The sequence below is a fragment of the Streptomyces lavendofoliae genome (assembly GCF_014649735.1).
GTDB classification, from domain to species: domain Bacteria; phylum Actinomycetota; class Actinomycetes; order Streptomycetales; family Streptomycetaceae; genus Streptomyces; species Streptomyces lavendofoliae.
In genome coordinates, this window is sequence record NZ_BMTP01000026.1 from 40457 (window position 1) to 53606 (window position 13150).

The following is a 13150-nucleotide window of genomic DNA, read 5'->3' on the forward strand; positions in this document are numbered from 1 at the left end:
GGCGTCCCGCCGCCGTCGGACGCCATACTCAGATAGCCTCTGCACCGTGCTTTCACGTGAACTCCAGAGCAAGATCGACCGGTTGTGGGACACTTTCTGGTCGGGCGGTTTGTCGAATCCGCTGGAGATCCTGGAACAGATCACGTACCTGCTGTTCATACGGATGCTCGACGTCCGGCGCACTTCTCATGAACGGGACCCCGCTTCCGCCGGCGCACCGGCCGACTCCGTGAGTACCCCGCTGCTGAACGAACGGCTGCGCTGGTCACGCCTGTTGGACGAGGCGCCGCAACACATGTTCGCCACGGTCCGCGACGAGATTTTCCCCTTGCTCCGCACCTACGGCAACGACAACCCGGAGTTTCTCGGGCACTTCGCTGACGCGCGCTTCAGCATCCCCACGCCTGGATTGCTCGCTAAGGTTGTCGACACGCTTGAGGGCGTACCCCTCGACGCTGTGGGCATCGGCGGCGACGTGTACGAGTACATGCTGGGCAAAGTCGCGAAAGCGGGGCACAACGGGCAATTCTGGACGCCGCGGCACATCGCCCAGCTCATGGTGGAACTGACGGCTCCCCAGCCCGGAGAGATCATCTGCGACCCCGCATGCGGGGGTGCCGGACTCCTCGTCGCGGCAGCGGAGTACGTCAACCGGAACCGGCCCGAGACGCCGGAGGTGCCAGCCCGGCACGAGCAAGCCGGCGAGACCACGTTCCAGGGCTTCGACTTCGACACCACGATGCTGCGAATCGGCTCGATGAACATGTGGCTCCACGGGGTACAGAGCCCAGACATCCGCTATCGCGATTCGCTCGCGCAGAACACGGTCGAGGACAGCGGGCGGTACTCGCTGGTCCTCACCAACCCACCCTTCGCGGGCAGCCTCGACTACGACGCCGCTGCTGACGATCTCCAGCGAGTCATCCAGACGAAGAAGACCGAGTTGCTCTTCGTGACCCTGGTGCTGCAACTGCTCAAACCCGGGGGGCGGGCGGCGGTCATCGTCCCGGACGGTGTTCTCTTCGGCTCAACCAAGGCCCACAAAGAACTACGAAGAATCCTTGTCGAGGATCACCGAATCGATGCCTTGGTGAAACTTCCCAGCGGTGTGTTCAGGCCCTACACAGGTGTGTCCACGTCGATCCTTCTCCTGACGAAGACCAGCGGCAGGGGCACGGACAGCGTCTGGTTCTACGACGTCACGGCGGACGGGCGGAGTCTCGATGACCGGCGCACACCGCTCCTCTCCCCGGAAAAGCTCGGCCCGACCCCGAGCGAAAGGCTTGATCGGTCCGAGCACGCCAAGAACAACCTTCCTGACGTAGTGAGCCGCTGGCTGCTGCGCCACACGAGCGAACGCGGCCGCAGGCCGAGCGAACAGAGCTTTCTGGTTTCGAAGAAGGAGATCGCCAAGAGTGGCTACAACCTTTCCCTGAACTACTACAGGCAGGCCCACGAGACGAAGGAGCTGGCTCGAGACAGTGTGCGGCTGGGGGACTTCGCCGAAATCTACGGCGGTTCGGTCGCAGCAAGGGAGACGGGTCCAGCACCCTCGGGCGACCCGGACGTGCGGAGAAGAGTGTTGCAACCTTCTCTGCTGGCCTCCCATCTCTGCCCCGTCGAGACCCTTCCGGTGCGCAAAGACCGGCGCGAGCCCCGGTGGAGGCTACGAGAAGGCGACATAGTCGGTCGCGACCTGGCGAACGTACGGCACTGGACGATTCTCCCCGCGGAATATGAGGGCGTGCAGCCCGGCCAGGGCCTGATCGTCATCAGGCCCCTGGAGAATCCAGTCCCTTCCGAATATCTCGTCACCTATCTTTCGAGCCCTCAAGCAGAGCAGCAGATTCAGCTTTACGATGTCATTCCTCGCATCAGGCGCGCCGACCTAGCCGATATCCGTATCCCGATATGCGAAGGAGATTTCGAGGAAGTTCGTACATCCATCGCCCGACTCACAGAGGGGCAGATCGAGTCGGAAAAAATCCGGGACCAGCTTCGCGCCGCACGGCTGCGAATTTTCGAGAAGGGGTCGAGCAACGAGCGTCGCGCAAGACTCGACGAAGCGGCGGAACTGAGTTCGCTGATCGCCCAGAATCTCCGAAAGCAGAGCGAGCCATACAGGATCTTCCAGGAGACGTATCCTTATGGAATTGCTCGGGCGGTGCGGAAGTTCCGGCACAGCACGTCACACACCGAGAAGCATGAGGCTGCCCTACAGTGTGTGGAGTCGCTCATCCTTTCCCTCGGCATCGTCGCCCATGCCATAGCCGCGAACTCCGGGCGACAGAACCTGCCCGAGATCGTTCAGTGGAAGCAGGCCGTAGGAGGCGGTGGTGTGGCACTGGGGCACTGGGTAGCGGTCATTCGCGCCGTAGGAGCAGACGCCAAGGAAATCGGCGATCCCGCGTCCGGGCTGGCTGAGGCCGCAACCCAGAAGAAAGGGAAAAAGGGACTAATGGCGGATCTCTCCGCTCTTGTGACCCTGAGAAACAAGATCAGGCACGGTGCGGGGCCGCGGACGCGGGCGGAATTCGACAGGAGTCTGGAAAAACTGGAGCGACTGATGTTCAGCAGTTTGTCCTGGTGTACATTCTTGGCGCGAGCCCGGTGGGTGCACATGGACAGGCTTCGTTGGCTTCCCGAAGTGGGAAAGTTCGAAGTTTCGGGCCTCGTACTCATGGGCGATCACCCTGATTTCGAGCCCATCACTTTCCAGACCGACGTCCCCTTGGTCGATGGCAGCCTCTACATGCTGACGCCGCAGAACGAGCCGATACAGCTCTCGCCCTTCTGCCTGCTCGAGGACTGTCCCACCTGCCTGACCCCCGAACTCTATTACCCGGACCGGCTCACCGCCTCCACGGCGCTACTGAAAAGCCTTGACCGGGGACACGAGCTGGAAAGCGACACCGTATACGCATCGCTGCAGCTATGGACACAAGCATGAACAAGGTGAAATTGACTGTCCACAGCTCAGCCGGCTCGATTCTGAGACGTCGGTCGGCGACCCACCGCTCGTTCGGACCCGAAGCAGTGAAGTCGCGTCTGAGCAGGTCAGACGCTCGCTCATGGCCGTCATCGCGGTTGGTGGTGCGGATCCTCTTCCCACGTCGGGCACCCTCAAGACCGAGGTCACGCATCAGCCGGGCGACCGTGCAGCGGGCCACAGGTACGCCTTCGCGGTGCAGCTGCCGCCAGACCTTCCGCACTCCGTAGACACCGAAATTGTCGGCGTGGACGCGGCTGATCTGCGACTTCAGCCGCGCGTCGCGGAGCGACCGTGCACTGGGGGTGCGGTTCTTGGCGGCGTAGTAGGTGCTCGTCGCGATCTTCAGTCCGTCGCTGGTCAGGACCTTGCAGATCGGCTCGACTCCGAACACCTGCTGGTGGGCGTCGATGAACGCTACGAGCGCTTCGACGGCCGGTCGAGCTCGGCCGCGAAGAAAGCGAGGCTGCCTTGAGGATCTCATTCGCCCGGCGCAGCTCGGCATTCTCGGCCCGCAGCCGCTTTATCTCCGCGGCCTCCTCCGAAGTCACCCCGGGACGCTGGCCGACGTCGACCTCGGCCTTGCGGACCCATGTCCGTACCGTCTCAGCGGAACCGATGCCCAGCTTCGCAGCGACCGCCTTCATCGCGGCCCACTCAGTTGGGTAATTGGAGCCGACCTCCGCGACCATGCGCACCGCACGCTCACGAAGCTCAGCAGGATAAGGGGACGGACGGGCCATGACTCGATCCTCTCAGGGAATCGAGCCTCCATCAGACCCGGAGCGCTTCACTTGGCGATAGTCGGACTCAGGACCATCCCTGGTCCTGCAGGCTATCCTTCGTTTACACCGCTAGGCTGCGGGCTCGTGCCCTGGTGAGTGCGACGTAGAGCGAGCGGTGAGCCTCATCGGCGGGGTCGAGCCCCTTTCGGAGCACGGCGGCGTCAGACTCTTCCAGTCTCACCCCGACCCTGTCCCACTCCCTACCCTTCGCCTGGTGGCACGTTAGGCCGGGAACAAGTCGCTCGTGCGCGTCCTCCAGCCGTAAGCGCAGGTTACCGAGCGCCTTGCGTGGTGTCCGCTTCTGGCTTTCCGACGGCTCGAAGTGCGTCTTCGCGACAACGCTCTCCGTCAAGGCGGTCCATACTTCGCCGACGTCGTCCTGGCTCGCCAGTCGCTGAAGAGCAGTCTCTAGGTCCGGACGCAGCCCCTCGAACGTTTCAGCCTCTTCGATGCCCAGCGTGGACCGAGCATCGCTAATAAATGCAGCCGGCAGGCCAAAGGAACTTTGGGTCAGCTCATTCAGGAGCAAGGTGCACACTGCCTCCTGGAACGGTCCTGATGGCTGCTTGACGGCCAGCGGGAGGACGTGAGGGCTCCCGTCCCACAGCGTCTTCCAGCGCCGTGCGAGGACGACTTGGACGTCTCGTGCCGCACCCGCGGGAAGGACCACCCGCTCCCTGCGGCGCAGTCGACGTGCCAGTGACGTCTGGGCGGTACTGTCCTGCCACCTGAACGACGTCTGGAGTTCGCGGCGCTCGAAGGCCAGTAGCTCGATGAGCCGGCGCACGCTCTGCGGACGGGCGCCACGAAAGGCGTAGAGGGCTTGCCAGGGGTCTCCCACCAGAGTGACGGCCAGTCCTGCTTCCGCCGCGATGCGAATGATCTCCACGTCCAGGTCGTTCGCGTCGTAGACCTCGTCGACGAGTAGCGACCTGATCGTCATGGCGAAGTAGGTCGTCACATGGGCGCGGATACGGTCAATGCGGAGGGCCGCGTCCAGGACCTCACGTACGTTCTCGTGCGTGCACCTTCCTTCGTGGATCGCAGTTGCGAAGTCCGCTGGCTTTATGTGGTTGTCCGGCGTCGGCCCAGCTAGGTAGGTGGTGCTGACCTGGGTGCCCATGAGGCGGAGAGCGGGCTTCGCGGTAGTGCGGATGGTGGGGAAGTGTGTCCGCCATGTGTCCAGTACCTCCAGTTTCTCGTGGCCACCTGGCCACTGGAGGACCCCAGACCGCAGGAGGTGGGTGAGCAGGTCGTTCAGGACGGTGTCGAGGGTGATGATGCGATGGGGCCACGCCAGGGCTGAAGGACCCCACTGTCGAAGCACGCGGCTACGTATCTCCTCAGTGGCCGAGCGTGTGAAGCTGACCGCCACGACCGCCCGGTGATCGGTCGTGCGCGCGAAGCGGTGCAGGCCAAAGCGCTGTTGGGAGACGGTCGTCTTCCCGGATCCGGGAAACGCCTCTACGTAGACGAGGCGGTGAGGGCTTGCGGCGGTAAGGAGTTGCTCCGGCGTGAGACCGCGCATGCCAGGCCAGCGACTACCCATCGGAAACCGTCATTCGACGTGTGGATGTCGGCCAGCCCCCAAGGGAGGGCTGCCAGTGCTGGAGTTCCTCCCATGGTGGTGCATCCGGATCCGGCGCGGCAGGGTCCGGCGGCTCAGGGGCCGGATCGTGCCCGGTTGCCTCCGCCCACTCCCGCTCTTCCTCCTGCCAATCGTCCGGCCAGTAAAACTCCACCGCGTCATTGACCTGTTGCTCATCCATATCCCGTTGGTCGTCCAGTACGAGCCAGTCCGGCTCATCAGTGGACTCACAGAGGTCGGTCTCATCGGCCGGCATGGGCGGGTACAGGAACTCGAACAGCCGCCGCATGTGGTCGGGCACGGTCGGAAGGCGCGACGCCTGCTCGGGACCTGCTTCGTTGGCCTCTGCCAGGAGACCGGCGAAGGCAAGCGCGAAGTCCCCCTTCTTACTGGAACCCCGCCCTGCTGGGACGCCGGACTCCCCGTGCTTGCCCCTCCGAGCACTGCGGAACAGTTCGTAGACCGTCCGGGCCGTTACGAGCGGCTCGTGCAGGTCCACTTCGCGTAGGGCCGCCTCGATCAAGTCCTCGTTGCCCTCGGTGATCGACGGCTCCAAGGTCGGATGGCTGACGAAGGCATCAACGACCGATGGATCGTGCTCAGAAAGCCAAGTCGGCTTCTTGCGCTCGTTGCTCTCGAACGGTAGGTCGTTGTCGACCAGGATCGCCAGCTTGGTACACAGTTCCTTACCCGGAGTCGCCAGGAGATGCGCCGGCCACTGCCCGACCTTCCACCCCATGTGGACAATGCTGAGCGCATCGATGAATGCCTGCTTGCGCGCGTCCTCTCCGGCCCAAGTCCTGCCGAACTCCCGAAGCACGGCGGCGTCGGTGACCCCCTCGACCAGGACGAGCCGGTCAGCGAAGAGGGCGGCGGACCGACTGGCGTCCAGATGGAGCCGTGTCTTCCGCAGTGTCACGTCGCGGTGCTTATCCGGCACAACATCGGCAACAGCACGACACACTCTCCCCTGCGCCGTCTGACGTACGACGACGACCTCCTCGGGGGAGCAGGACGTGATGACGTCCGTCGCATGGCTGGAGAGGATGACCTGCAGTTCCGGCCGCTTCTTGACGGTTCTGCGCAAGTACCGAACGAGAGCGTGCTGCAACTGCGGGTGAAGGTGCGCCTCAGGCTCCTCGATGACGACCGTCGCGTGGAAGGGCTTCGCACCGAAGAAGGAATCCTCCTCCGACTCGGCATCGGCCTGCGCCTGTTCAAGGTTCCTGGTCGCCTGCTCGATCTGCTGAACATCCGTGAGGGGCGGCTGGTCACGAGCATCCTGGGGAAGTTCAGTGGAGTCCGGTATCGCCGCCAGGATCACGGCGATGTGCAACAGGTTGACGTATCCCAACCCGGACACTTCAAGCGGCCGAGCGAATCTGCGTCCCTCCATGACAGCGAGCATGACTTCCAGCACGCGAGCCAAGTAGGTGTCGTCAATGACCTGCCCACGTATGTACGACCACTGGTGACTCACCCCAGCCGACAAGTCCGTGAGGTACCCGCCGATCCTCTTCTCGACGGCGTCGATGATGCTCTCCTTGGCCAGTTCCTCAAGCAGCTGGGAGGCCCGCGCCCGGAGTCCCACAAGGTTCCGGGTGCCGTTCAGACGCTGCTGTTCAGCACGGAGCAGCTCAACCAGGATCCGTGCCTCGCGGCGAGCCAGTTCGTCCAGAGGACTACGCAAGGCCGGCAGGTAGATCAGCTTGTACGGGTCCAGATCCAAGGACCTACCATGCGTCGTCTCAATCTTCGAGGTAACACTGCCGAGCCTGCGACCCAGCGTGACACCCCAGCTCTGAGCAACACTCCCAAGGCGCTGGTGGCTGACCTCATGCAACTGGCGTCCGAGACGGCCTTCCCCGTCGAGGCTATCGCCCAGCCGGTACTCCACCATGATGGTGCGGGTGGACCTCTCGGGTGCGAGCGTGGCGGATCCGTACCTCGGTAGGACCGGGAAGCGAGAACCGGGATGAGCAAGGTAGAGCGCATCCGTGAGCGTCGTCTTCCCGACCCCGTTGGCTCCGATCAGCACGCTGAAACGGCCCGGTAGATGGCAGACCATCTCACCGTCTACGCTCGCCCGAAACCCACTCACCACGATACGACTCAGGTGCATCATGCCCCCCATGGACAAGAAGTACGTGAAGTCATCATCACCCCCAGCACTGACAACACTGCTTCTCCTTTGATCGCTTGCGGCCTGGGGGTGCCTGGGTTCGATCGAACGCCGGACGACTCCTCGCCCTCTTCTATGCGTGCCGATAAGCGGCCACCCAAGCCCGCCAATCCACCCGCGGAACGGCAAGCCGCAGGATCGACTCTTACAGAGGGTGACCGACCTGTGACTGGGCGTTGTGGTGCCCTTTCTGGGGATCCGCATCCGTGCCGGCTGGGCTGCCGTCGCGGGTCAGGAGATCGCGAAGCGGCTGCTGTCACCGCCCGCCGACTGACCCGCCGATAAGGAAGGAACCACGCCCGTGGCTGGTGGTGCTGCCGCCCACGCTGCGAACAGGCCATCGCCTCCCAGCCGATCGCCGCGTTCACCGGTCCCGACTGACCCGCCGGCCGTCAGCCGTCGTGTACATCTGTTGAGTGCCAGTAGTCTGCTGCGTGAGAGCGCCCGTGGGTTGGCACCGTTCGGCCTACCTAGCGGCTGCTAAATGTGATCCCCTCGATGGCTGATGTGAGAGCGGGCCGCATTCCCTGCAGGCCCGGTTTTTCATCAATCGCGACGACGAATCGCTCGATGCCGTCTGCCTTCCAGTGCGCGCAGCGGATCACCCCGTTGTTTGCGTGGAACTCGGCGCCTGGCATCCCGCCTGCCTCAATGGGGCGAGCTCCGGCCGTCACGACCCCAGTGCAATTGGGATTTTTCAGTACGTCTTTTGCGATCTGGTCGACGTCAGGGCAATTCCTGCCCGCGCTCTCAAGACCGTCTCGAGATCCGTGACCGGCAACGATAGCGGCCTGCTCGTTCTCGAGAACGAGAAGCACCATCTCGGCGTCACCTTCACTCGGGCACTGGGCGGGGAACCAATTGTCCGGCAATGTGGTTGACACCAAGTACTGGCCGCGCTTGACCCGTGGTACCTCAAGCGATTTGGCTAGACCAAGGCTTGCTGCGCTGACCAGGAGGATGGCAACAAGCGCTCCGGCAGCGTAAACGTATCGCGACTCCGGTGGACGGTCCCCAGGCGTCGGCCCTGCGCGCCAGCCGCGAGCGGGCTCACGAGCCGGCAGCGAGCGCCTACACAGGAGGACGAAGGCAAGAGGGATGGCGACCAGGCGCCAAGTCAATCTATCCTCTGTGCCCCAATTCTCGTGGCCGAAGCCGTGGGCAAGGGCGAGGCTGCTCACTGCCAGGACCATGCTCCAACCAGTCAGCGAGAGCACGGTGCGGTGGATGGGGCGCTGCTGCTCCTCGCGCGTGTCGACGGCGAATCGCCACACCACCGGCGCGAGCAAAATGACCGCAAACAGCCACGCCTGGATGCCTTCCGGGACGAATGCGTCCACCGCGAACGACAAGAGGCTCGACATCACAAGAATGACCAGCAGGTCCTGAGCAGGCAGCGCTCGATGCGGGCGCAGGGCCGCGGTGACAAGTGCGACGAGAAGCGCTGCCGTGACGACCGCGTCAAGAATCGGCAAGGAGAGGAGACTGCGGGTGATCGGCGTGCCATCAATAAGGGCGATCTGTACAGCAACTGGGAGGCCCACAGCAAAGGCAGCCACCGCAAGGACAGCTCCGTCGGTCCGGCCGCGCCTGGCCAACATGACCAAGCCTGCGACCCCGGTGACAACAACCGTCCCCAGTGGGGTGAAGTGTGCCAGGACGACGACGGCATTCATGACGTGGTCCGACAATCGGCCCTGCCAAGGGCCCGGTAGCAGCGCGCCGGTGGCCGCGTGGAAATACACCAGAGCCATCAGCACCAGGCCGGGCAGGCCGAAGCCGACGACAAGCAGCGTGGAGATGGGGCCAAAATGCCCCGCCCGCAGCGGTCGCGCTCGGGCGGCCAGGTAGCCGAGGCAGGCCAGAGTAACGAGCAGCACGCTGAGTACCCATTGGCCCCAGAACCCGCGGTCCCAGGTCTCACCCGTGCCGTCGTCACCGAATACGCCGGCGAAGCCGAGGCCGAGGAAGACCACCTTGGCCACAACCAGCCCCACGACCACCGCAGTCGCACCCAGGGGTCGCCAGCGGGCGGAGCGCTGGGCGACCGTCACGTTCGCGTCCGCGACCTCGGCAGCAGCAAGCAGCGCAAGTACCCGCAGCCCGCCCAATAGGCCCAAGAGCAACAGTCCGCTGAGAAAATACAGAGAGGCCGTGGCGGGGGGCGCGCTCAAGCGCTCCGTTGCCGCTGCACTGAGGGAGAGCCCGGACGGCAACTGATTACCGACATGCGATAGGCCGGCCCAGATCAGCAGGGCGGACCACACCGGTGCGCTGACCAGCAGCCCGTATGCCTTGGGATGAGCGGCGAGATGCCGTAGCGGGATGAACAGCACTGCAGCGGCCGCCAGGATGGACACAGAAGCGGCAACCAACGCCCACAGGGGTACCGTGATGATCCCGAAGTCGACTGACGGGTTTGCGGTCAACAGGTGGCTCAAGGCTCTCGCGATCTGCAACGCCGCCGTGTGGACGCTTGCGGCGACGCCAGCGGAGCTCATCGCTAGGGCTGCCAGCCACAGGCGAGGCGCCCTGCGCGCGGTGATGGCGGCGATACCCAGTGCCCACACGGCCGTCGCCAGAACGAGGAGAATTGCCACAATCGCAGCTCGGGACAGCTGGCGCCCACTCGTGCCGAGCGCTTCCGTGCCGAGCACGTCGGAGCCCGCCAAGAGAACGGCAGCGCAGCCGCAGGCGAGGCTCACACACCCAAGCACGATCGCAGTGTCGTAAGGCGGTCGCGCAAGCCCGGGCCGGATGATCCTCGATGCCGCGTATCGCCGTAGCCTCTCCCGCCAGTCCTCGCCATCGGGAGCCGGCTCGGGAAAGGATTCGGTGACCTGTGACTCGCCCACTGCCGCTCCCCACTCCGACGCCTTATCCATGATCACTCGCAAAACGCTGCGGAGAGGCGAGACACACCGCGCGCACGGGTGAAGGACAACTGCTGCACAGCGATTCCCCAGCGGGTCGTTGAGTACGCAGCCTCCAACGGGTCGCGCTTCTCAGCGAGCCGACCTAAATGACCGTTCCAGACCCTTCAGCGGAATATGCGAAGGGTCGGCACTTCCGCGTTGAACATGACAGGATCCGACGCTCCGAAAAACCGGAAATTCGCCTGCTCAACTTGAGGACAGGGACAATTTATCGAATCGAATTACGTCAATCGCCGCCGCCATCCTCACCCTGGAGCAGCAACGCTGAAAGTGCTCGATTCCCCGAAAGGACATGTCCGCTACGCCGACCGGTCATAGCCCCGGTCCGCGGATGTGATCATCGTGCCAGCAGTCGGGCTGCGATCTCGTCCAGCTCGGCGCTCCTGTCGCGGATAAGATCGTCCGCCGCTGCCTTGAGTACCTCGAGTCGCTGCCGTGAGGGGTCGTCCATCGCGCCCGCGACCCGGCTATCGATGACCTGCAGGCGCCGATAGTTCTGTTCCGGTACTGCCCGGCGAGCGAGCACTTCACCTGCGGCCACGCTTGTGGCGGTCCTTACCAGGTCACCAGCGGATCCGATCCACGAGTTGGTGCCGTCGAACCCCGCGCCAGCCGGCGCCATGCCGGTGCCGAGGGAGACGAAGAACACCGACTGGCCGGTCAGCCCATTTCCACTGGTCAGCACAAGCGATTCGGAGACAGCAATGCCCGCCGGGTTGTTAGCCCACACCCCACCGTCGACGAAACGGCACCCTCTTCCCCTCCAATCGATGCGGAGAGGTGGAAAGTACGTCGGCGCGGCAGAGGTAGCGCGTGCGACGTCACGTAGCGGCAGGTCCCAGCTAGGGTCGGTGCGGGCGTCACGGCGACTGAACACAACGGGTCTCGCTGTGAGCCCGTCGAAACTCGTGATCGCGAGATCCATCTCCGCCTGTGAAAGGTTCTTGTCTCCCAGGACCTCTCGCAGGACTCCTTCCAGACCCTCGGGCCGGTGCCGCGCGTTCCCGCCATAGATGCGGTTCCCGCCGAAGGGACCGCCCACCTGCCGGGCGGCGTGTCCCATTCGTTGGGTGAAGGTTCCGCCCGTGCCTAGAAGGCAGGTCTTCCACGCTGGCTCCTCGGCTCCGCCAAAGATACGACGGCCGTAGGCCGGGTAGAAGTCGGCCAGACTCTGGGCGCTCAGTCCAGTAGCGAGCCCGATGCCGATGATGCCGCCGGTTGACGTTCCGACAACGAGGTCAAAGAGCCGCGCGGCGGGCGTGGAAGCGCGTCGTTCGATCTCCGCCAGGAGCAATGCCGGCAGGTACCCTCGCACACCACCACCGTCGATGGACAGGACGCGAATCGGTCTCATCACGCCGACCTCCTCTCGAAAGATCCACAGACAGGAACCCGATGGTGGGCCGGTGGGGCTGCTTCCTCGGGCGGGTCCATTCGGGCAGGTGGTGCGGCCCGAGGTCGGAGGAAGGGCAGCGATCAGAACCGACGGGGACCGCTTCGCCCACCACAGGTGGTGTGGGGCCGGGCAACGCGGGTCAGGCGTACTTCCAGTACGTCTCGGTACAGGCGGCCGGGGCTCCGGGCGGGTAGCGGTTCGGGATTCCGTTGTACCCGGTGAGGAGGGCGTTCTTGCGTTCCTCTGAGGTGCCGTGGGGCTCTGCTGTGATGGCCGTGTCGCCGATCGCCTCCAGCGCGGCCACGGCTTCCTCGAAGTTCCCGGGCTGCATCGTGCCGCGGTAGTAGGCGCTGGTTGCCCAGACACCTGCCATGCAGTCGGAGATCAACTCCCACCACTTGCCGGTGGGCAGAGGCTGACGGTATTGCTCGGACAGTTCGTGGACCACGTGATGGCCGAACTCGTGGGCGGTAAGGATGGCTGCGGCAAAGTCCCCCTTCCGTACGGACTGCCGCCCGAAGATGTCCCCCGCCCACATGCGCTGCATGGTGGTCACCGGCAGGTAGATCGTGCCGGCGAAGCCGGCACTCGCCTCGTCCCATCCGCAGTAATAGGCGTTCGGGGTGTTGTGGTGAATTACGGGTAGGCTGCCGCAATTACTTTTGTACGGGCCGCTCTCCGGCGTGACGATCAGGTAGCTCACTTTCGGCTCCGCCAGGCCCAGCCGCGCGAAGAACGCTGTCCAGACCTCGTCGGCCTCTCGAAGCCGATCGGTGAGGTACTCCTCGACCACGGGCTGCGTCGGCACTTCGTCGCCACTCTGGGGCGGCGCGGCACCAGCGGGGGCAACCTGGACTTGCTGGACGCCCAACTGCTCTGTGACATCGCCGGGCGTCGGCTCCTGAGCGCCGGCAGAGCCACCGCCCAGCGTTAGGCTGCCGACGAGGAGAGCTACCGGCAGACTGTTCCGCACTAGTCGTCTCATACTCTCGGTATAAGCCGCCATATGGGTGAAGTCACTTTCATTTAGGCCAAACGGGTTAATCGCGGACGTAGTCTTCCGAAGCGACGTATCAGGGAAACTCCGCGCCGCTGCCGTCCGACAGCCCTGCCGAGAGGGGTGCTGGCGGCACCGCGCACGGGGACGTAGCGGGCACGTTAGGGACCGCCCGTACCTGAAGCCTGGCAGCCGCCCCCTGCGCAAGATCTCCCTGCACTTAGACTGTGTCCTACATGGTCAGTTTGAGGAACCGCTTGTAGCAGCAGAGGGCGGA

The 13150-nt window shown here is 64.3% G+C and carries 6 protein-coding genes and 1 pseudogene; 1 reads left to right on the plus strand and 6 read right to left on the minus strand.

The genetic code is table 11. The features are described from left to right. The first annotated feature begins 46 nt into the window (after positions 1–46). Positions 47–2950: an N-6 DNA methylase gene (locus IE109_RS31020; RefSeq protein ID WP_189554700.1), complete on the plus strand. Its 2904-nt coding sequence runs from the start codon at positions 47–49 to the stop codon at positions 2948–2950. A gap of 52 nt (positions 2951–3002) precedes the next feature. Here the strand turns inward: IE109_RS31020 and IE109_RS34175 are convergent. The 6 genes and pseudogenes from IE109_RS34175 to IE109_RS31050 all read right to left on the minus strand — a co-directional run. Further along, positions 3003–3732, minus strand: a pseudogene (locus IE109_RS34175) (IS3 family transposase); the annotation flags it as partial. Between the two features lie 103 nt (positions 3733–3835). After that, positions 3836–5302 carry a UvrD-helicase domain-containing protein gene (locus tag IE109_RS31030; RefSeq protein ID WP_189554702.1) on the minus strand — a complete coding sequence of 489 codons (1467 nt, stop codon included), beginning with the start codon at positions 5300–5302 and terminating at the stop codon, positions 3836–3838. A 13-nt stretch (positions 5303–5315) separates the two neighbouring features. Then, positions 5316–7487: an ATP-dependent nuclease gene (locus IE109_RS31035; protein ID WP_189554703.1), complete on the minus strand. Its 2172-nt coding sequence runs from the start codon at positions 7485–7487 to the stop codon at positions 5316–5318. A 527-nt stretch (positions 7488–8014) separates the two neighbouring features. Further along, positions 8015–10435, minus strand: a complete 2421-nt coding sequence (locus tag IE109_RS31040) for a hypothetical protein (protein ID WP_189554704.1) — start codon at positions 10433–10435, stop codon at positions 8015–8017. A 382-nt stretch (positions 10436–10817) separates the two neighbouring features. After that, positions 10818–11834, minus strand: coding sequence for a patatin-like phospholipase family protein (locus tag IE109_RS31045; RefSeq protein ID WP_189554705.1), 1017 nt, complete (start codon positions 11832–11834; stop codon positions 10818–10820). A 181-nt stretch (positions 11835–12015) separates the two neighbouring features. Continuing rightward, positions 12016–12849, minus strand: coding sequence for a neutral zinc metallopeptidase (locus IE109_RS31050; RefSeq protein ID WP_189554706.1), 834 nt, complete (start codon positions 12847–12849; stop codon positions 12016–12018). Positions 12850–13150: the final 301 nt, after the last annotated feature.